We start from the raw sequence: 21272 nt of genomic DNA on the forward strand, positions 1-21272 counted from the left end.
CGTAACCGGCCGGCAACTTTAAAGTTGCCCGGCCGGGCTTTTACTTCCGGTAATCAGAGTATTAATCCATGTATCCGATGACGCCCATCGCGGCTGCGCTTGCGTTGCTTTTGAGCAGCAGCGTACTGGCGGCGCCGCCTCCAGTCGATAATACCCCGCGAAGTTTGCTGGCTCAGGCGAAAGGTCTTCCGGCAGACTTTGAAGAGCATTTCTTTGATGTGCCTTTGGCGGTTCGTGTCGAACTTGATCAACAACCGCTGGGCGAGGCAATGATTATATTGTCGCGCGATGACCGCATTACCTTGCTCGACTTCACCGACACCAGTGACAGTCGTATCAGCGCCGCCGAGCGTGAAACCTGGGCCAGTCTCCTCAAATCCGGCGTAGCCCTGGGCAACTGCAGCGGGCAATGCCCCGAGCAACTGCTGGCGGTGCATTACAACCTGGAAAACTCACTGCTCTCGATCGCCACCGAAAACGCCGAGCGCGATCTGCAGACACAACGCTTCCATGAGCAGCCCGAGGGCGGCAGCAGCGGTCTGATGCTGCGTAATCAGTTGAACCTCAATGGCGGCCAGAACCAGGATCTGGGCGGACGTTTCGGTCTGGAAGCCAGTGCCAGTCTCGGCAACTGGAGCCAGGCCTTCAATATGCAACTGGCGCGCCTCGGCGGGCCGGACACCAAGACCTATCATGCGGTACACGAGCTCTACACCCAGCGCGAACTGCAGGGCAGTTTATTCCGCCTGGGCTATTTCACCCCCAATTCCGAAGGCCTGACCCGTCAGCCCCGATCGTTCGGCACCAGCCCCGATACGGCGGTGGGTGTGATGTATGGCAGCTCCGACAGCCTGGCGGTCGACAGCCCGCGGCCCAGCGTCTACCCGATTTTCGTCACGGCCAATCGCCAGGCGTCGGTGGAGATCTATCGCGATGGCCTGTTGATCAACACGCAAGCCGTGTCGGCCGGTTTACAGACGCTGGATACCCGGCCCTTGCCCGGTGGCATCTACGAAGTCGAAGTGCGCCTGATCGAGGATGGCCAGACCACCGCGACCACACAGGAGCTGGTCTACAAACCGGTGAACTGGCAAAACCTCGACCAGCGCTGGCGCTATAACGTGTTCGCCGGGCAGGAAAGCAAACTGCTGAGCAATTGGGAGGAACAGCAAAGCGGTGATCTCACTGCCGGCGCCGCGCTCAACTACCTGCTGCACCCGCGCGTGATCCTTGGCCTGTCGGCGCGTCAGGTACGCGATACCTTGCAGTACGGCACTTCGATCGACTGGAGCCTGGCCGACAGCATCAGCCTCTTCGCCAACCTCTATCAAACCGAAGACCACGGCACCGGCGCCGATGTGCAAGGCCTGTACAACTACGGCGCCGGCAGCCTGGTGGTCAGCCACAACCGCAGTTGGCTCGACACCCGCAACAGTTACGACACGCTGCCCGACGGCACCCGCGTACGGCAGCGCAATGTGTTCACCGGCGAAACCAGCAACTCGTCGCTGGCGCTCAACCACCGTATCAGCCGCAAGGATTCGCTGAGTGCGCGGGTCTCGCACAGCACAGGCAACGTCGAAGGCGTGGGCATGGACCTGGGCTGGACGCAACGCACCGAGCTGTTTGGCAGTGATGCCAACTGGCGGCTGTCGCTGTTCGACCGGCCGGGCAGCTACAGCAGTGGCGAGGCGCGTAATCGCGGGATCGACCTGAGCATCAACATGGCGCTGGGCGGGCCGGGGCAGCAGATTTCCGGCAGCATCGGCAGCCGCACCGCCCGCGATGGCGGGCGCGACAACAATGGCTCGATCGGCTATCGCAAGGATCTGCAGAATCACATTCTGCAAAGCGTTTCGGTCACGGCGCTGACCGACACCTACGGCGTCGGTCTTTCGAGCCTGGCCAACTTCCGTACCGACTGGGTCAATGGCGACGGCTTCGTGCAGCGCTCGTCCTATAACGGCAACTTCACCGGTGGCGTGAACCTCGACAGCAGTGTGATCGTCGGCGGTCAGCGACTGGTCATGACCAGCCAGCATCAGGGCCGTGGCGCCGGAATGATCGTCGATGTCGAGTCGGATATCGCCGACATCACCCTGCGCGCCGACGACCTCAGCGGCGGCAGTTCAGCGCTACGGCCGGGGCGCAATTTCATCCCGCTCACGGCGTACCGCAACAGCTCGGTGGGCTTTGATTTCGAAGGCAATCACGTTCCGGCCGCCAACATCGAACCGTCTCGCGCCCGCTATCACCTGAACAAGGGCGGCGTGGAGTACCGCAAGGTGCGGGTGATGAAAACCGTCACCGTACTCGGACGCCTGCTCGACCCGCAGGGCCAGCCGCTCAAAGGCCACCACGTGATCAATCACGCCAGTCGCGGGGTCAGCGAAGTCGACGGGTTTTTCTCGATGGAAATGCACGCCGGCTCCCCGACCCTCGAAGTGCGCTACGCCGATCAACTGCTGTGCCAGTTCCGGCTCGACCCCGACCAACACCGTAGCGAAAACAACGTACTGATGATCGGCGATTTGCGCTGCTCGCCGGACACGTTGGCCGACGTCACCCAAAAGGCCCACACCGCGGGTTGATGCGGCCTGCTTCAGGAGATTTGCAGACATGAACGTCTCACCCTTGGCTACATACCTGCGTCGCGGGCTGGCCGCTGTTGTGCTGGTCGCCGGCACGGTATCTGCGGCTCACGCCGAACAGGTGTCGATCACCGCCGAGTTCAAGCCGGACTCATCTTATCCGCACCGCAACAAGTTCCAGAACACCACGCCCTCCAGTGGTTACTGCACCTACGATCCGGCGCAGTGCGAGCAGCACGAAATCTTCAGCTTGCAGGTGCCGATTCAGTTCAACGCTCGTGCGCCGATTGCGGCGAATCACCCTTCGCCGCGGCAAGGGGCAACATTTCAGGTACCCGTGCAGTGGCGTGAGCTGACGGTCTATCACGAGACCACCCGCGAGCCAAAAATCGTCAAGGTGCGGATCGTCGGTATCGGTTCGCGCTATGTGACCGAGAATGTGATGAAACTGGTGGAGGGCGCCGAAGACGATCGCAGCGCCCACAACCTGTTGTGGGGCTTGAGTTGGGTCTATGCACCCGAACCCTGTCAGTACAGCGGTGTGGGTTGGTACTCCCCCGATTCATACTCGTTTTTCTGGAAAACGCCAGCGGCCACTGCCTGTACCAAACAGGCGAAGTTCGATGTGCCGTGGTTGCGTCTGGAACACCTCGATTTTGCCTATGAACTGGTCACCCCCGATCCGCTGGGCATGTCGTCGGGGGACTACAGCGGTTCGCTGACCTACAGCGTCGGGCCGAATGCGGATTTCGATTTTGGCGATGTGATGTTGCCGTCGAGTTCGTCTCTGACCTTGAATTTCAATCTGAATGTACAGCACACCCTCAAGGTCGACATCCCGCCCGGTGGCGAGAAAGTCCGCCTGGTTCCCAACGGTGGCTGGCAGAGCTGGCTGCAGGCCGGACGTCGGCCGGTCAGCCTGTTTCGCGACCAGACTTTCAACATCTCGGCGTCATCGCGTTTCAAGATGCTGATCAATTGCGGTCCCGGAGTAGGTGCCGAGTGCGGATTGCAGGACAGTAATAATTACCGTCGAGTCGAGCTGCACGTCAGCGTCAGCATGCCCAATGGCATAACCGATCTTGCCGGACAGCCGGTGCGGCGCATGCCGTTGAAGCCCGGCGTTGGGAGTGCCCTGTATTTCAAACCGGGTTTTTATGTGGATCGAGCCCCGGGAACCCTGCATTTCGAAGTTCCGCCGCATTCGATGGAAAGCATGCTGCAGCCCGGCGTGAGCGACAGCTATTCCGGCACTGTCATTGTGGTCTGGGATTCGGATATCTGATGGGCCATTCAGCGATGAGTCGAGTCGGCATTGTGTTCAACGACCAAGGAATCAAGGTGATGAAGCGTCTGGTGTTATTGATGGTTTTGAGCGGGCTGCCCTTTGCCCTGCAGGCCGGCCCGCAGATCAATGTCGGGACGGTCTACGACTATCTCGACGGCGACAAGAGCACGTACCTCAAGCGGGTATTCAACAGCGGCGACAGCACTGCATTCGTCAAGGTCAACATCCTCGAAATCCTCTACGACGCCGACGGCACCTCGCGGGAAATCGAGGTCAGGAGCCAGGCCGACATGAGCAGTCGAGACGGCCTGATGGCCAGCCCCGCGCGGATGATCGTGCCGGCCAACGGCATGCAGGGTACGCGTTTGTTGATGATGGGCGAGCGTGACCGGGAGCGCTATTTCCGCGTGCGGTTCATCCCCGTTGTCCCGGAAAAGGAAGACGAATTCGCCGTGTCCGCCGAGGAGCGTGAGCAATACAAAACCACCTTGTCGGCCGGGGTCAACGTCATGACCGGTTTCGGTACGGTGTTCTTTGTGCGCCCGAAAGACAGCCGTTTCGACAGCGTGATCGAAGACACCCCGACAAGCTATCGAGTGCGCAATAACGGCAACACCGTGGTGCTGATCGACGAGTTCCGTAATTGTGCGCTGAAAGACGAAACCGCCTGCGAGCCAACCACCAAACACCACATCCGCGCAGGCAACAGTTTCGAGTTCGACAAGCAGGCCGGACGTGAATACCGCTTCAATCTGGTGGAAGGCGACAGCAAGAAGTCCCAGCGCGTAGCCGGCCAATCATCAGGGGGGGCCTGAAATGATCAAGCCATCGTTGATGATCCTGTGCGCGGGCGTTCTGACCCTGTTCAGTGCAGAATCGTTTGCGGCACGCGAAGAGCACCGGTTCGAGGTGTCGGTGGATATTCCGACGCTGGGTTTTTATGTGATACCGGCCGAAACGGACTGGATTCATCGTGAACAGATTCTGCCGTGGAATATCAGCACCAAGAGCCTCGGCGGAATGCGCAAACACTTCGACCTCAGGCACGACACCAGTGCCATCGAGGCCCGCCTGGAGAACGTAGCGTTTCTGTCCAATGGTCGCGAGGAGCAGAACATTTATCTGCGCGTCAGCTTCGCCGATACCGTGCTGACTCACGAGACGCCGCGTCAGGTGGTTTCTGCGGAGCAGGCCAGGGCCGGCGGGCGTTATGCGCTGGAGATCCAGCCGATCACGCCCGCCGGCGGCTATAAGCCGGGGAATTACTATGGCAACGTGCACCTGATCTTCAATGCGGCGGCACCCTGAGGTTGCCCGGCCTGCCCGATGTGCAACGGGCAGGCCGGCACGCCGTTATCAAAGCCCGGCGCGGGTCAGGGCTTCACGGGTCAGGCGACGCGCGAGCTCTTTTTCGTCATCCGCCAGATCGACCAGCAGCCGCTCGAACAGCGCGTCGCTGATCGGTTCTTCATTGAACACCACGGTTGCCGGCGCCGGCAGATCGTTCATCAACGTCTTGAGCTGTTCGCGCAAGGCTGCGCGTTCCTCGGCCACGGTCGATTGCACCCACTGGCGCTGGATCTCGCGCAGCGATTCAAGGGCTTCGTAGCGGTGCTGGAACAGACGCTTGTTGCTTTCCAGGCGCACGGGATAGCGCTCGCTCAGATACTCTTTCCAGAAGTCGAGCTCAAGCATCTGGTTGACCAGGCCATCGCCTTCTCCCAGCGCCAGTACCGTGTCGTAGGCCTGATCGATCATCGCGTCAGTGACGCCGGACACCGGCCGATACAGCATGCCCTCGGACTGCCAGGGCAAGCCGAGACGTTTGGCCAGGCCGGTCTGGTAGGCCAGATAAACCTCCACGTCGTCGGGGTTGCCGCCACGGCTGGCAACATCGGCCCGGGCGATTTCGTTGACCTGTTCCAGGCGCGCCGCGCCTTTGGCCAGCGTCACCAGCTTCAGTTCCAGTTCCTTCGGCTCGACCGAATAGGCATGCGCCTCGTAGGCCAGCACGTTCACCCCCATGTGGTTGAACAGCTGCGCACCGGCATCGGCGCAATCCACCGGCGCCACCACCATGGTGAACAGTTTTTCGCGCAAGCGACTGTCGACGTGCACGGCGTCGAGCATGCGCCAGACGCGTTGCATCAACTCCTCGCGCGCCGTTCCACCAGCACGGAAATCGGCAAACTCACGCACACTGAGCAACGTCGCCATGAACGGTGCGGCCATGGGATCTTCCACCAGTTCTGTCCACGGTGTTTCGCGATCAATGCCCCAGCCCGGCACGTCGGACCAGTAGTCAGCGCCATAGTTGGAGATGATCGAGGTGCCCGGGATGGCGACCGGCATGATCGGCTCTGGTGGCAGTGCCATCGAACGGCGGCTGTCCTGGTAGCGCAACTGGTTGAGGTCCGACAGGGCGGCGACGTCCAGACGCGTGCGCGCCACCAGCCATTGCGCATCGGAACCGCTCGGCACGTCGGGGATTACCGTCAGCGGGTTGCCGCGCAGATCGAGCAGCAGACCGCGTGGCCGTGGCTTGGCCAGAATGCCGTCCGGCCAGGTGGTCAGGCCGGTGTTCTTCAGCGCCACCACTTTGAGGCGCGGCATGCGTGACAGATCAGGCGACAGCCCCAGCGGGTTGTCGTCCATTCTCAGCACTTCGAGGTAGGTCAGGCTGCCCAGCCGTTCGACGGCGGCGCGGTCCAGCACAATGTGGTTGTTGTTCAGGCGCAGACGTTCGAGGCGGCGCATTGTGGTTCCGATGCGGTCCGGCAAGCGCGTCAGCTCGCAGTATTTGGCGCTCAGCTCGACCACGTTCGGAAAGTCTTTGAGCAGGCCGTTGGCGTCGGGGGAAAACCGCGCGTTGTCGAGATTGAGCAGCGTGACCTTGTCGAGAAACTTCTTCAGCGGTGGACGTTTCGCCCACCAGGTTTCCAGATTCGTGGAGAGCAGTTCCCGCGACAGATCCAGCGCATAGGCGGACGGATCGGCACGGTTGCCCAGGTGCGCGTTCTTGCGTTCGAAGCAGTCCAGCAGACTTTCGTAGATATGCAGCCCGCCACCGTCACGGAACCCCTGACTGCCCGGCCCCCAGCTCTCCGGTTGCTGATAGCGCCAGCGATGGACGATGACCCGCAGTTCATCGAGTTCGTCTTCATGTGCCTCGATGGCCTTGAGCGGCTCGCCGCGTTCGGTCAGGGCATTGGCAAACGCTTCGACCTCGCTCGGGCTGAAATGCGGATGCAGATCCTGGATGCGTTGCTCCAGCGTGGCGGCATTGCGGCTCAGGCCCGGGCCGCGCACCAGAAACAGGGTGTTGTATTCAGCGATCGGGCGGATCGGCGGACTGGCGAGTAGCGTGCGCCGCTCGCTGGGGGCCTGGGTTCTGGCGATGATCCACTGCTTGAACGGTTCGATGTCGTCGGTTCGATACCCCAGGGCACTGCGGCCATCGTGATTGATCGCCTGCAGGATTGCCTCGTACAGGCCACTGGCGGGGTGGATCGGCAGGTCCGCGCCATCGCGCACTTGATAGCGATCGGCAGCGACCCGCACCAGCACCCGGACGCGCTCGGCGACCGCGGCACCGGCTTCGCAACGCAACTCGCCATCGAACGTGCCTTCACGGATTTCAATCCGCAGCGCCCCGAAGGTATCGCTGTAATGCCGCAGCGCGCCGAGGATCAGCCGTTCGCTGTCGATATTGCTCAGGGCTTCCTGCTGCAGACCTTGGGCGGCGCGCACGGACTGCAATTCAAACTGCACCTCGCGGGCGGTCGTGCGCAAACGCAAGGGCAAACGACGTTGCGCCGTGGCTTGCTGCTGTTCCAGCGGCCGGGCATGAGACACCACCCGTTCGGCGAGAACCGGCGTCAACTGTGGACAATCCACCAGCACCTGGCTGGCCGCCGGCGACAGTGGCGTGTCGGGCTGCACCGGCCGCGCTGGGCCAAGTCGATCCAGCGTATCGCTGAGCAATGGCGGCGGCGGGGTGTTGTCGACGTGCATGCGGCGCAGCATGTCCTCGTCGGTGCCGGTCAGCAGGCGCATGTGCTCCAGTTGCGCGTCGCTGAAACCATCGGTGCGATGGCCGATGCGTCGCATCAGTTTTGGTCCGTCCCACAGACGCGGGTTTTCCGTTTCACAGACCCAGGCCCCGTCGGCGTTGTGCGCAAGCGTCGGTGCGTAGGCCCGGGGACGTCGCGGATGGCGCAGGCGGTGTTTCCCGGAAGCCGGATCCTTGGTCACCTCGAACAGGTGTTGATCCAGGCGCAACAGGTGTTTGTCCCCCAGCGTATGAACGCCGTGCGCATCGGGGCGGGCCGGGCTCGGCAGGGTCTGTTCCGGTAGGCGATAGGGCGCCAGATCCGGATTCCACAGGCGGGTCTGGCCATCGGCCAACTGCACCGGTTTCAGGCCTTCGACAAACGACGACAGCTTGACCCGTGCGACACGTCCCAGGCTGGCGCCAGCGGCGAAGGCGCCGAGCTGGACGATGCTTTGCAGCACGCCAATGGCTTGCTCACCCGCTTCGGCCAAATGCCCTTCGGCCATGTCGACGATGCCTTCAAAGACGCCGTCGAGCAGTTGATACGTGGTGTAGGCCAGCATCAATTCGCCGAGCCCCGGCACCAGCGGGGTCACCACCAGCAGTGCCACGTTGAAGATATCCGAGAGGATTTTCCCCAGATTGTCCCACCAGGCCCAGCGGGCCATGCGGTCGGCATACTCGGTGGAAATGGCGATCTCCCGGGCGTCATTGAAAATCTTGTTGAGCTTCTGCTGGTGGAAGTAAGCCCAGAGACTGCCGGTGTAGCGGGTATCGCGGTCGTCCTGGACTTTCGTCAGACGAAAGCGCAGGTCGGGGTGATCCACAGGCGTTTCGCGCCAACTGGGCAGGTGGGTTCCCGGTGGTACGGCGTGCCATTTCACGGTGCTCAGGCGGGCGTTCAACCCTGCAAAAAAATGCCCGCGCTGCTGATGGTTGACGAACTGGCTGAAAAACCGCTGATAGCTGCCGGTAGCGTCGCGGTCACGCAGTTGCCGCGTCAGTTCTGCCATGAAGTCCAGCGTCGAGGGGTATTGTTTGAGCGGGTGTTCCGGGTCGTGGGGCACATAGGCAATCACCGGGACCGGGGCGTTGGCGGTGTCCACGTCAGGGGCGATTAGGGTGATACCGGTCAGCGCCGTATCCATCATGGCGAGGTTGTAGTAGTTGATCGCACGCCCGCGCCAGCGCAGGTTGCGCCGGTCATCGAGCATGCCCTGGATGACCTCGTAGGCGTCGCGGTCAATGTCCTTTTTTGCCAGAGCCAACTGGGCACAGACGCTCAATGTACTTTTTTGACTGAAGATGACCCGGTACTGCAAAACCTGGCGGGCCACACGGTTGCCCGAGCGCAGAAAATCGTTCAGATGCTGCTCGTATCGGGCGCCGATATTCAGCTCGCGGCACAGTGACTTGAACTGCTCGATACTCACTTTGTGCTTGAGCGGCCTGACCGTGAAGTGGCCGTTGGCATCGGGGCGGGTGATGAACTCCGAGTCCGGACTGAACACCTCATCCCAAGCGAAATTATGCAATGCAGCGTCGAGCAGCGAGACGGTGCGGCTGGTGGTTGCGCCGGCAAAGTCATGGGCCCACCACGCGCTGTTGACGGGGGCGTACAGGCGCAGCCAGGTGTTCTCGACGTCGTCTTCGACACCGAAGCGCTGTTGCAGCGCCTGCTGTAATAACGGTTTGGCGAAGGCGTAGACGTCTTGCAGGCTGCTCAAGGCCTTGTCCACTTGGTTTTGCGCCTTCCAGGCACTTTCCATCTGCTGTTGCAGGCGCAGGTGTTCGGCGTCCGATACCTCTTGATACCAGGCCGGCAGTTTCAGTCGGTGCAGCTGCAATTCATTGACCCGCTTTGCTGAGCTTGCGCGCAGCCAGGCCGGGATGGCTTTTTCGATCGTCTGATAATGAACACTGACATCCGGTGAGACGAGGTGCGCCGTGCGTGGCGGTTGCCCCTGCGGGGAAAGGGTGGGCATTGCTGGATCGTCCTTGATCAAAAAATGGAGCGATCAGCCTAGGCAAGGACAGTGGGTGAAAAAAGCGCAAATACCCGGTTGAAATCGCCGGGGTTGCGCGCGGAGCCTTCGAAAAACACGGAGCGAAAAATACACAGTTACCACCACGCCACGCTGCTTTCGTGGCTTAGCGAGCGGCGGTGACCTCGGGCGCCTGGCACATCGTGTGCGTGCCTGGTTGCAGGTATGGCGAAAGGATCGGCGCCATGCCCTTGAGCACCTGCACCGGCAGCGCCGAGGTGAACTTGAAGTTCTCCGCCGAGCGCCCGGGGACGAACGCGGTGAGCGTGCCGAAGTGGTTGTTGCCGATGTAGAACACGAAGGTCGCGGTACGGTTGATCGACTTCGAACTGAGAATCCGCCCGCCGGAGCCAATCGCTTCGATGCGGTTGTCGCCGGTGCCGGTCTTGCCGCCCATCACCAGCGGGGTGCCGTCGGCGGTTTTGAAACTGCCGGACACCCGTTTCGCCGTACCCGAGTCCACCACTTGTGAAAGAGCCTCGCGCATCGCTGTGGCGACCTCCGATGGCATCACCCGTTTGCCCACATGCGGGTCGTTGGTCAGACGCGTTTCATACGGGGTGTCTGCAGCAAAGTGCAGGCTGTCGATGCGCAGGGTCGGCATGCGCACGCCGTCGTTGAGGATGGTGCCGATCAGTTCGGCCAGCGCGGCAGGACGATCGCCGGAGCTGCCGATGGCGGTGGCCAGCGACGGCACCAGATGGTCGAACGGATAGCCGACTTTCTGCCAGCGCTGGTGGATTTCCAGGAACGCTTCGATCTCGAGCATGGTGCGGATGCGGCTGTCACGGGCACCCTTGTGCTTGCTCTTGAACAGCCAGCTATAGACTTCCTGACGCTCGAACTGGCTGGCCTTGACCACCTGGCTGAAGGTGGCGTCCGGGTTGTGCAGCAGATAGCCCATCAACCACAGATCCAGCGGATGGACCTTGGCAATGAAGCCCTGATCCGGCAGATCGTAGGTGCCCGGGCCGTAGGCGTCGTATAGCCGGATCAGGCGATCGTCGGTGAGTTTTTCAGTGAGCTTGGCGCCTTTGAGGTGCGCGCGGACGAAGCTGTTGAAATCTTCCTGACTGGCATTGGGCAGCAGATAACGATGCACGGCGGCCATGCGGATCGGGGTCGGGCGCATGCTGTCGAGGAAGGTGTCGAGGCGCGCCTGGGTGTCCTTGTTCTTGTATTTCTTCCAGAACTTGAGCAGGAACGAGGTGCCTTCGCGGTCAGCGAAATTGGCCAGGTATTCCTGACGTCGCGGATCGCGGTCGTCTTTGAGCAGTTCGGCGCTGCTGTTGGGGCCGGAGTAGGTGACGTAGCGCACCACGTCGCGCATCAGGCGAATGAATGGCAGGTTGATCGACTCGCGCAGCGCATCGCGCAGGGTCGGCAGGCGGCCGTTGTCTTCCTTGCGAAAGTTGTGGAACACATGCAGGCCGCCACCGGTGAAAAACGCCTCGCCGGGGCTGGCCGAATATTTGCGGTCGAGCGCGGCGCCGAGCATTTTCGACAGGTCGTGGTCCTTGTTCTGGATCAGGTAATCGATCACCCACTGGCTGAGGCGGTCCTGATCCGGTACTTCGACCTTCTTCAGTTCCGGCACGCTCATGGCGCCGTACTTGTCGTGCAGTTCGGAGATGATCTGCAGGTAGGTAGTCAGCACGCGCATCTTCGCCGTCGAGCCGAGCTCCAGCTTGCTGCCCTCGTTGATGTCGAACGGCTGGTCGGTGCTGTCGGTCTGTACGCGTACTCGCGAGCCGTCCGGGGTCAGTTCGAACAGCGTGAAGCTGTAGCGCACCTGGGTGGTGCTGGTGGGGGTGAGCAGGCGTTCGCCAATCAGGCCGATCTGCCCGGCAAACGTGGGGTCGGCGAGTTTTTTCAGGTAATCGGTAGCCTGGGTCTGCAACTCGCCCTGCAAGGTGCTGGTGGCTGAGAGGTCGAGGCGATCGAGGTCGTACAGCGGACGGTTGAGCATACTCGCCAGACGGCTGCGGGCGACGCTGATGCCCTTGTTGGTTTCGATCGGCTGAAGGGTCGGCTGGGTCTGCCAGTCGCGGTAAGTGACCTTGCTCGCCAGTGCGGCATCGGCCAGGGCGCTGTCGATCACGCCGCCCTGTTTGAGCAGGCGCAAGTGGCTGTCGGTAAGGTCGGCGAGTTCTTCGCGGCCCTTGGTCAGGTAATGCGAAGGGCGGCGCTGGGCGATCATCAGCGAGAGCATTTCGCGCAGGGCCAGGCCTTTGTCGGCCATGATTTTCGGATCGGTGGCCGGGCTGTTCAGCTGCGCATTGGCCTGGTTGAAATCGCTGCCGTACCAGACCCGCAAACCTTCGGCCATGCCGTGTACTTCACCATGCCCCGGCACGGCGGAGAGCGGCACGCTGTTGAGGTAGTCGCGGATGATGTTCTGGCGCGCGCCGAGGGTTTCCGGGCCGGGCTGATAGGCGCGCACGCTGGCGGACAACATCTGGCGGATCTTCTCGGCGCCCGACACCGTCAGGCCATCAGGCGAATGCCGGTACTTCTCCAGTTGCGTCGCCAGGGTGCTGCCGCCCGCCGATTGCCCCGGCAGGTGCAGCAGTTTCGCCACCTGCGACCACGCGGCCATGCCGAAGCGCGGCCAGTCCACCGCCGGGTTGGCCAACGGTTGCTTGGGGTCGAGCAGAAAGCGGTTTTCGATGAACAGCAGACTGCTGACCACCACCGGCGGAATCGCCGCAAAACTCGAATACAGCTGCTGCGGATACTTGTACTGATACAACGGCGCAGCGCGGCAATCGGTGATCGACAGCCCGGCCTGGATCTTTTCCGAATAGGGCACGAACAGGCCCTTGTCGGTGTAGCTCAACAGCGCGGGTGAAAATCGCGTCTGCTCGGTGATCACGTAATTGCGCTTGAGCAGGCGTGGCAGGAATTCATCGAGAGAGCTGTAGCCCAGACGCAGATCGAACGGCCCGTTGCCCGGATAGCGGATCGCTTCGCTGGGGCCGGGCTCCAGCTGATATTTGAGCGAGGCGGCGTACTGGCTCAGCTCCCGGGACTGGAAACGCGAGGTACGCATCTCCTTGCTCGCGGCCAGACCCACCACGATGGCAATAATCAGCAGCAATAACCAGAACGCCTTCCAGCCATGCCGGCTGCGGCGTTTTTTGGGGGGGACAGGCGCTTCATCCACACGTTCAGTCGGAACCACGGCTTTACTCGAATCGGTTTGCCACAAAGCGCCCATAGTCGATTGATCCATTCACGCAGATTGATCGGACTTGACTGAAGCTTAGACGGTGGTTGGTGATGGGGAAAAAAAAGTGCGGGGAAGCCATCTGAACAAAACTGAAGTCGCTGGCTGTGGAGGTTATCTGTGGCGAGGGGATTTATCTGTGGTGAGGGGATTTATCCCCGATGGGGCGCGAAGCGGCCCCTCACCAATGATGACCGCATTTGAAGAGCTTGGGCCTGCTGCGCAGGCCATCGGGGATAAATCCCCTCGCCACAGATGAATTGACATGATTTAGTTTCAGTAATGGACCTAGAGCCAGCAGGCGTCCCAAAGCGGGTAGTCGCCAATCCGCTCCACCAATCCTGCCCGTAGCGGATTGGCGATGATGTAACGGGCGAACGGTTTCAAGTCTTCGCCATCACGGATGGCGCGGTCGTGATAGCCGGTTTGCCACAATCGACCGCGACGACCGGTTTTCCTGTTAACGGCTTGGGTGCAGCGCGCCTTTACCGCGCCAACGATTTTGCCAAGATTGTCGCTTTTCAACTGCATCAACCAATGAAAGTGATCAGGCATGACCACCCAGGCGATGGACTCTACTAAGCCTTGTTCATGGGCGTGGCGAAACTCTGCAACCAATAAACGGCCTGTGCGCCAGTCGGAAAATACGGGGTGGCGGTCATACACCACTGAAGTGACGAAATAGGCTCGGTCTGTTTCGGAATGTCGTCCTAAACGAAGACGGTAGGAATTTGGTTTGACTGGCATGTTCGCTCCCTGCGTTCAGTCATCAAGGCCTGAAGGCTAGTGGCGGATTACTTGAGCCGGGTCTGTAAATGCCGTAGGAATTTTCGTTTTTCAGGCGGGGCGGGGAATATTGACGTCACGTGTGGCGAGGGGATTTATCCCCGATGGGGCGCGAAGCGGCCCTGACCAAGGGTGATCACATTTTAAGAGCTTGGGCCTGCTGCGCAGTCCATCGGGGATAAATCCCCTCACCACAGAAAGCTTTCAACGCAATAGGCCATATGAACTGAGGAGTACCGGTTTAGAGCTGTTTAATCTTCAAGACCACCAAAGCAGGGCCATGACGGTGCACCATCATCGTGCAATACTCGCCGGGATTTTTGTGGTGAATATTCCTACGCATATCAGGTAATATCTCTCCGCAAAGCGGCTTTTTGCCGAGACTTCTAGCTGAATGTTGTCGATTATAGAGTGAAAAGCCCTGTGACAAGCTTTCTATACTGCACGCCCCGCTGATCTTGCAGGCAGGGTCCTGCATGACGTGTCTGCCCACGAAGCAGGCGCGGTGTCGGGAAGCTGAGGCCTATCGGTCGAGGCTTCGACACACGGTGGTCATATCCAATAACAAGACGAGGTTGTATCCCTATGCCAGTCGGCAATCACCTGCCCCATGGCGAGACCGCTCACGGCGGCCCGCTTAAACGCGAACTCGGCGAACGGCATATTCGCCTGATGGCACTCGGTGCCTGTATCGGCGTCGGCCTGTTTCTCGGCTCGGCCAAGGCCATTGAAATGGCCGGCCCGGCGATCATGCTGTCGTACATTCTCGGCGGCCTGGCGATCCTGGTGATCATGCGCGCCCTCGGTGAAATGGCCGTGCACAACCCGGTGGCCGGTTCGTTCAGCCGCTACGCCCAGGACTACCTCGGCCCGCTGGCGGGCTTTCTCACCGGCTGGAACTACTGGTTCCTGTGGCTGGTGACCTGCGTCGCGGAAATCACCGCCGTCGCCGTGTACATGGGCATCTGGTTCCCCGATGTACCGCGCTGGATCTGGGCCCTCGCGGCGCTGATCAGCATGGGCTCGATCAACCTCATCGCGGTAAAAGCCTTCGGTGAATTCGAGTTCTGGTTCGCCCTGATCAAGATCGTCACCATCATCGCCATGGTCATCGGCGGCGTCGGCATCATTGCTTTCGGTTTCGGCAACGACGGCGTGGCGCTGGGGATTTCCAACCTGTGGGCCCACGGCGGCTTCATGCCCAACGGCGTGACCGGTGTGCTGATGTCCCTGCAAATGGTCATGTTCGCCTACCTCGGTGTCGAAATGATCGGCCTCACCGCCGGTGAAGCGAAGAACCCGCAGAAGACCATTCCCGATGCGATCGGCTCGGTGTTCTGGCGCATTCTGCTGTTCTACGTCGGCGCGCTGTTCGTGATCCTGTCGATCTACCCGTGGAACGAAATCGGCACTCAGGGCAGCCCGTTCGTGATGACCTTCGAGCGTCTGGGCATCAAGACCGCCGCCGGCATCATCAACTTCGTGGTGATCACTGCGGCGCTGTCGTCGTGCAACGGCGGCATCTTCAGCACCGGGCGCATGCTCTACAGCCTGGCGCAGAACGGCCAGGCCCCGGCCGGTTTCGCCAAGACCTCCAACGGCGTGCCGCGTCGGGCATTGCTCTTGTCGATTTTCGCGCTGCTGATCGGCGTGCTGCTCAACTACCTAGTGCCGGAGAAAGTCTTCGTCTGGGTGACGTCGATTGCCACCTTCGGCGCGATCTGGACCTGGGTGATGATCCTGCTGGCGCAACTGAAATTCCGCAAAGGCCTGAGCGCCAGCGAACGTGCCGGCTTGAAATACAAGATGTGGTTGTACCCGGTCAGCTCGTACTTCGCGCTGGCGTTTCTGGTGCTGGTGGTCGGCCTGATGGCGTACTTCCCGGACACCCGCGTGGCGCTATATGTGGGGCCGGTGTTCCTGGTGCTGCTGACCGTGTTGTTCTACGTGTTCAAGCTGCAGCCGACCGGTGAAACGCAGGGTGCGGTGCGTTCGGTCTCGTAAGTCAACGGTAAGGTAACAAACAAGCCCCGGCCTATTGGTCGGGGTTTTTTATGGGCGTTTCAGAAGCTGTAACCGCCGGTCTGAAAGCGCGATAAAAACCTCGAAGCAAGGCTCAAACCTGTATCACTTCGCCATTTCGCGCGGCATTGAAACGGGGCGCGCACATGAGAACGAGCGCATTTCTCCAACGAGAACTCAGTCAGCGTCAGGTCGCGCTGTTCTTCCTGCTGGCTACCGCGTTGTACGTCCTGCCCCTGATCCTCGCCGACTTCCCCTACACCGACGACAACTGGCGCACGCTGGCCGCCGGCAATGCCTGGGCCGGGCAGGGGCGATTGTTTGCCGACTGGTTTTATCAAGCGCTGACGTTCACCGGCGCCGCGCCGAACATCTTTCCGTTGCCGCTGTTGCTCGCCGTCGTAGCGATGAGTCTGGCCCTGACGCGCCTGACCTTTCACTACTTTGCAGAACCGACGCTGGCCTGCTGTCTGGTGCCGTTGCCGCTCTGGTATAACCCGTTCCTGCTGCAGAACCTGTCCTATCAATACGACGGCCCGATCATGGCCCTGAGCATGGTCGCGGCGATCTACGCCATCACATTCGAAGGTTCATCGCGGGTGCGGCGCTGGCTGGTGCCGGCGGCGTTGCTGGCGCTGGCAATCGGTCTTTATCAGATCAGCTTCAATGTGTTTCTCGGGCTGTGTTGTGTCGAGTTGATCAGGGCTGTTCAGCGGCGAACTCAGTGGCCGGAGATTCTGCGGATGCTGGGCTGGAAACTCGCACAAGCGGGCCTGGGCATCCTGATCTACAGCGCCACGGCGTACCCATTCATGGAAACGTTGCGAAAAACGGATCTGTTGAACCTGGACGCCAACCCGCTGTTGCAGATCGGCATCAATTTCGCTCGGATACTGGATAAAGTTGCGCTGTTGTTTCACGGCGGCTACCCGTGGGTTTTCGCTGCGCTGGTGTTGTGTGCGATCGCTGGCAGTGTGCGACTGGTTCAGTGCCGCCCGCACCGTTGGCCAGACTTGCTGCTGTGCTTGCTCACGCTGCCAGTGCTGGTCTTGCTGGTGCCGGGGATCACGCTGCTGTTCCGTGATTTCAATGAGGGCGCGCGCACCCTGATGGGCTTCGGCGTGTTGTTGCTGGGGTTGTTCTATCTGTCTCACGTTGCGTTGGCATCCGCGCACCGTCGCTTGCCCTTGCTGCTGATTATTCCGCTGCTGGCGACACTCTCGCTGTCCTTCGCCTACGGCCGGGTGCTGAGCCTGCAGAAAACCTTCGCCAACAGCGCGCTGTACAGCCTGAGCCACGACATCGCCGCCCATCGCGAGTTGCGTGAAGCCAAGCGGATCTATCTCTCGGTGAGCTACTCCGATCGCTGGCTGGTCAGTGCGACCGGTTCATTCAAACGGCTACCGGTTCTGAAGTATTTGCTCAACGTCGACTACTTCATGCTCGCGGAAAATCTGCCGTCAGCAGGCATTACCAACGTGGTCGCCGAACGCGAGCGGCGCAACGCCACCCGCGTCGGCTATCAGGGGTTTCCAGCGCTGGTGGACAGCCTGTATTACCGGATTTACCTGATTGGCGATTACGGTTTCATCGTCATGAAAGAGCCGCCGCCTCACCGCCTGCTCAGTTGGTGACGAGGCTCAGGCTGCCGCCACTTCCTGCGGCTCAAAGCTGTCCGCCCGCGCCATCTGCCACATCCGCGAATAGAACTCGCCATTCACCTCACCCGTGAGCAATTCCCCCGGTTTCAGAAACACATGCAACTGCGAGAACAGTTTGATCTCGGTCGCCGACATGCGGCGCACCAGGTGCTTGGCCGACAGTTGCGACGGATGCTCAAGGCCTGCGGCGGCGAGCATTTCTGCCAGCGCCTTGAGCGTGTTGCGGTGGAAGTTGTAGACGCGCTGAGCCTTGTCCGGGACGACGAGGGCGCGTTGGCGCAGAGCGTCCTGGGTGGCGACGCCGGTCGGGCATTTGTTGGTGTGGCAGCTTTGCGACTGGATGCAGCCGATGGCGAACATGAAACCGCGTGCCGAGTTGGCCCAGTCGGCGCCGATGGCCAGCACGCTGGCGATGTCGAAGGCGCTGACGATCTTGCCGCTGGCGCCGAGTTTGATCTTGTCGCGCAGATTCAGGCCGACCAGGGTGTTGTGCACAAACAGCAGACCCTCGCGCATCGGTACGCCGATGTGGTCGGTGAACTCCACGGGCGCGGCGCCGGTGCCACCTTCCTTGCCGTCGACCACGATGAAGTCCGGCAGGATGCCGGTTTCCAGCATGGCCTTGGCGATGCCCATGAATTCCCACGGATGCCCGAGGCAGAACTTGAAGCCCACCGGTTTGCCGCCGGACAGTTCGCGCAGTTGCTGGATGAAGTGCATCATTTCGATTGGCGTGGAAAACGCGCTGTGGCGTGACGGCGAGATGCAGTCTTCGCCCATCATGATGCCGCGGGTGTCGGCGATTTCCTGGGTGACCTTGTGCTTGGGCAGGATCCCGCCGTGGCCGGGTTTGGCGCCCTGGCTCATCTTGATTTCGATCATCCGCACCTGCGGGTTCTGCGCCTGGGTGGCAAAGCGTTCCGGGTCGAAACGGCCGTCGCTGGTGCGGCAGCCGAAGTAGCCGCTGCCCAGTTCCCAGGTCAGGTCGCCGCCGTGTTCGCGGTGATACGGGCTGATGCTGCCTTCGCCGGTGTCGTGGGCGAAGTTGCCGAGCTTGGCGCCCTGATTCAGCGCGCGGATGGCGTTGGCGCTGAGCGAGCCGAAGCTCATCGCCGAGATGTTGAACACCGAGGCCGAATACGGCTGGGTGCACTGCGGGCCGCCGACGGTGACGCGGAAACTGCTCGGGTCGCTCAACGGCGCCGGGCGCATCGAGTGGCCGATGAATTCAAAGCCGGACTGATAGACGTCGATCAGCGTACCGAAGGGTTTGTCGGCGGTTTCGTTCTTCGCCCGCGAATAGACCAGCGAGCGTTGAGCACGTGAGAAGGGCAGGGCGTCGCTGTCGGATTCCAGCAGGTACTGGCGGATCTCCGGGCGGATGCCTTCGACCAGATAACGGATGTTGCCCAGGATCGGGTAGTTGCGGCGCACCGCGTGCGGGCTTTGCAGCAGGTCGAACAGACCGAGCAGGCTCAACACGCCGGTGACGGCGGTGATCGGCCACAGCCAGTCGTGTTCGAGAAAGGGCAGGCTGGCGAGGGTGAAAATCACGCAGACGGCAAAGAAGGCGTAGCGGCTCAGGAGTGACAGGCTCATACGGTTTCCTTGGTTCGGACTCAATGGTTTGCAAACCTGTGGCAGCAGGCGGGCCTGTTGATGAGATTTATTGTGGTGAGGGGATTTATCCCCGATGGGTGGCGAAGCCGCCCCAAAACCATTCACTGCGGTTTAACTGAAAGACCGCATGCATAGACTTGGGGCTGCTGCGCAGCCCATCGGGGATGAATCCCCTCACCACAGAGAATCTGTCGACACAGGAAAGCATTTCCACGCGTTATCAGGCGTTCTGCGCCTGGAGAAAAATCGAAAACAGCTCCGACTGGGATTTGATCCCCAGCTTGCTGTACATATGTTTCTTATGGACTTTCACGGTTTCTACGGAGATTTCCAGCTTACGGGCGATTTCTTTACTCGAGCAACCGCTGAGCATCAAACGCCCGACATCCAGCTCCCGGGCGGTCAGTTGCGCGCCCTTGAGTTGTTGCACCGACGCTTCCAGTTGCACCCGCCAGTCAGCGGGTGCAGGTGCGGCAGCGAGGGCCACGGTCTGGTTGATCTCGTACGGCAGACGCTGACGCAACAGGCCCAGCACCCACGGCTGGATCAATGACAGCAAGGCAATCTGTTCGCCAGTGAAACGTTTTTCACTGCCCAGCGACAGACACAGCGTGCGCTCGCCTTCGAGTTGGCAATTGAACTGGATTTCGTCGGCGACCACATTCAGACGAAAGTATCGCTGGTAATACTCGGTCAGCTCGAAATGCTCCGGTGCCACCTCGGACAGGCGGTACAGCCCGGTGCGCGACTGCTCGCGGCAGGCGATGTAGAACGGGTCGAGCAGGTACAACCCGCGCAGATAATCCTGAAACAGCGGGTCGGGACTGCCGTCCTCGCCGGGGCATTCGGCGAACACCTGCGGGTGCTGATCGGCACTGAACAGCAGCACCACCCAACTATCGAACGCCACGTACTGGTCGAGCAGGCGCACCAGTTGCGCCCAGAAATTCGGCTTGTCGAGCGCGTCGATCAGTTGCCCGACGGCGCGGTGCCAGGTGATGTCATCAAACGAAACGGTCATGGATCTACCCCTATCGGGTTACCCCGGCCGCGTGATTCCCTGGCCGGTTGCTTGCTGCGCATACTGGCCCACAGACAGCCACCGGGCAATCTTTCAGCGCCCGCTGCCCATCACAAGGAATTCTCATGAAAGTCGAACTCGCCCAACTGGCGGGCCGTGACAATGGCACCGCATACAACCTCGAACGTGCCCTCGCGGCGATTGCCGCGTGCGCGGCCGACACGCAATTGATCGTATTCCCGGAAACCCACCTGATGGGCTTCCCGACAGCAGAAACCGTGGCGAAGATAGCCGAGCCGCTGGATGGCCCGACCGTCCGCGCCGTGCTGGCCGCCGCCCGCGAGCGCAATATCGCCGTGGTGATCGGCATGGCCGAAAGCGACAACGGGCACTTCTACAACACCACGCTGCTGATCACCCCGGAAGGCATCGCGCTCAAATATCGCAAGACCCACCTCTGGGCTTCGGATCGCGGCGTGTTCGAGCCCGGCGACCGCTATGCCACCTGCGAGTGGAACGGCGTGCGCGTCGGCCTGCTGATCTGCTACGACATCGAGTTTCCCGAATCCGCCCGCGCACTGGCGCAACTGGGTGCCGAATTGCTGATCGTGACCAACGGCAACATGGACCCATACGCCCCGACTCACCGTACCGCGATCATGGCCCGCGCCCAGGAAAACCAGGCGTTTGCGCTGATGGTCAACCGCGTCGAGGCCGGGGATGACGGTTTGATGTTTGCCGGCGGCAGTGCGCTGGTGGATCCGTTGGGGGAATTGCTGTTCGAAGCGGGGCGGGAAGAGGGGCAGTTCAGCGTCGAGCTGGATTTCGACCGGTTGGTGATTGCGCGCAAGGATTACCGCTACCTGGATGATCAGCGTTTGAAACTGCCGGGGGAGGTGGTGGAGCACGCTTCTGGATTGCGTGAGTTGCTGATTCCTGCGCGCTGATCCGGGTT

12 protein-coding genes are annotated in these 21272 nt (G+C 61.1%); 7 read left to right on the forward strand and 5 right to left on the reverse strand.

The genetic code is table 11. The features are described from left to right. Positions 1–68 precede the first annotated feature (68 nt). The 4 genes from VLA07_RS05820 to VLA07_RS05835 are packed head-to-tail and all read left to right on the forward strand — an operon-like array spanning position 69 to position 5187. Positions 69–2591, forward strand: a complete 2523-nt coding sequence (locus tag VLA07_RS05820) for a CS1-pili formation C-terminal domain-containing protein (RefSeq protein WP_333988586.1) — start codon at positions 69–71, stop codon at positions 2589–2591. A gap of 28 nt (positions 2592–2619) precedes the next feature. Continuing rightward, positions 2620–3876, forward strand: coding sequence for a hypothetical protein (locus tag VLA07_RS05825; RefSeq protein ID WP_333988587.1), 1257 nt, complete (start codon positions 2620–2622; stop codon positions 3874–3876). Positions 3877–3935: 59 nt separating this feature from the next. Beyond that, entirely contained in the window at positions 3936–4694 is a 759-nt protein-coding gene (locus tag VLA07_RS05830) for a molecular chaperone (RefSeq protein ID WP_333988588.1), read from the forward strand. A 1-nt stretch (position 4695) separates the two neighbouring features. Then, entirely contained in the window at positions 4696–5187 is a 492-nt protein-coding gene (locus VLA07_RS05835) for a CS1 type fimbrial major subunit (protein WP_333988589.1), read from the forward strand. Between the two features lie 48 nt (positions 5188–5235). Here the strand turns inward: VLA07_RS05835 and VLA07_RS05840 are convergent, their stop codons facing one another. The 3 genes from VLA07_RS05840 to VLA07_RS05850 form a co-directional block, all read right to left on the reverse strand. Beyond that, positions 5236–9918 (reverse strand): NEL-type E3 ubiquitin ligase domain-containing protein, encoded by a 4683-nt coding sequence (locus tag VLA07_RS05840; protein ID WP_333988590.1) that lies wholly within the window; start codon positions 9916–9918, stop codon positions 5236–5238. 166 nt (positions 9919–10084) lie between these two features. Further along, complete coding sequence (locus VLA07_RS05845) at positions 10085–13198, reverse strand: transglycosylase domain-containing protein (RefSeq protein ID WP_333988591.1); 3114 nt, start codon at positions 13196–13198, stop codon at positions 10085–10087. Between the two features lie 297 nt (positions 13199–13495). Next, positions 13496–13954, reverse strand: coding sequence for an REP-associated tyrosine transposase (locus VLA07_RS05850; RefSeq protein WP_027612098.1), 459 nt, complete (start codon positions 13952–13954; stop codon positions 13496–13498). Between the two features lie 624 nt (positions 13955–14578). Here VLA07_RS05850 and VLA07_RS05855 point away from each other — a divergent pair. Together VLA07_RS05855 and VLA07_RS05860 are read left to right on the forward strand one after the other, a co-directional pair. Next, positions 14579–15997, forward strand: a complete 1419-nt coding sequence (locus tag VLA07_RS05855) for an amino acid permease (protein ID WP_027612097.1) — start codon at positions 14579–14581, stop codon at positions 15995–15997. Positions 15998–16161: 164 nt separating this feature from the next. Continuing rightward, on the forward strand, positions 16162–17649 hold the full coding sequence (locus VLA07_RS05860) for a glucosyltransferase domain-containing protein (protein WP_333988592.1): 1488 nt from the start codon (positions 16162–16164) through the stop codon (positions 17647–17649). 6 nt (positions 17650–17655) lie between these two features. Here VLA07_RS05860 and VLA07_RS05865 read toward each other — a convergent pair whose 3' ends face one another. Further along, the gene (locus VLA07_RS05865; RefSeq protein ID WP_333988593.1) at positions 17656–19275 is read right to left on the reverse strand and encodes an FMN-binding glutamate synthase family protein; all 1620 of its coding nucleotides are present in this window, start codon (positions 19273–19275) and stop codon (positions 17656–17658) included. A 241-nt stretch (positions 19276–19516) separates the two neighbouring features. Beyond that, positions 19517–20317 carry a helix-turn-helix transcriptional regulator gene (locus tag VLA07_RS05870; RefSeq protein WP_027612094.1) on the reverse strand — a complete coding sequence of 267 codons (801 nt, stop codon included), beginning with the start codon at positions 20315–20317 and terminating at the stop codon, positions 19517–19519. 125 nt (positions 20318–20442) lie between these two features. Between VLA07_RS05870 and VLA07_RS05875 the strand changes: the two genes are divergently transcribed. Continuing rightward, entirely contained in the window at positions 20443–21264 is an 822-nt protein-coding gene (locus VLA07_RS05875) for a carbon-nitrogen hydrolase family protein (RefSeq protein ID WP_333988594.1), read from the forward strand. Positions 21265–21272 lie beyond the last annotated feature (8 nt).

The sequence above is a fragment of the Pseudomonas sp. S3(2024) genome (assembly GCF_036861315.1).
Lineage (GTDB): Bacteria > Pseudomonadota > Gammaproteobacteria > Pseudomonadales > Pseudomonadaceae > Aquipseudomonas > Aquipseudomonas putida_A.

Coding starts and splice junctions, on each gene's coding strand:
- VLA07_RS05845 (WP_333988591.1), bottom strand. CDS start 13,198: ATGGGCGCTTTGTGGCAAACCGATTCGAGTAAAGCCGTGGTTCCGACT.
- VLA07_RS05875 (WP_333988594.1), top strand. CDS start 20,443: ATGAAAGTCGAACTCGCCCAACTGGCGGGCCGTGACAATGGCACCGCA.
- VLA07_RS05870 (WP_027612094.1), bottom strand. CDS start 20,317: ATGACCGTTTCGTTTGATGACATCACCTGGCACCGCGCCGTCGGGCAA.
- VLA07_RS05860 (WP_333988592.1), top strand. CDS start 16,162: ATGAGAACGAGCGCATTTCTCCAACGAGAACTCAGTCAGCGTCAGGTC.
- VLA07_RS05865 (WP_333988593.1), bottom strand. CDS start 19,275: ATGAGCCTGTCACTCCTGAGCCGCTACGCCTTCTTTGCCGTCTGCGTG.
- VLA07_RS05830 (WP_333988588.1), top strand. CDS start 3,936: ATGAAGCGTCTGGTGTTATTGATGGTTTTGAGCGGGCTGCCCTTTGCC.
- VLA07_RS05855 (WP_027612097.1), top strand. CDS start 14,579: ATGCCAGTCGGCAATCACCTGCCCCATGGCGAGACCGCTCACGGCGGC.
- VLA07_RS05850 (WP_027612098.1), bottom strand. CDS start 13,954: ATGCCAGTCAAACCAAATTCCTACCGTCTTCGTTTAGGACGACATTCC.
- VLA07_RS05825 (WP_333988587.1), top strand. CDS start 2,620: ATGAACGTCTCACCCTTGGCTACATACCTGCGTCGCGGGCTGGCCGCT.
- VLA07_RS05820 (WP_333988586.1), top strand. CDS start 69: ATGTATCCGATGACGCCCATCGCGGCTGCGCTTGCGTTGCTTTTGAGC.
- VLA07_RS05835 (WP_333988589.1), top strand. CDS start 4,696: ATGATCAAGCCATCGTTGATGATCCTGTGCGCGGGCGTTCTGACCCTG.
- VLA07_RS05840 (WP_333988590.1), bottom strand. CDS start 9,918: ATGCCCACCCTTTCCCCGCAGGGGCAACCGCCACGCACGGCGCACCTC.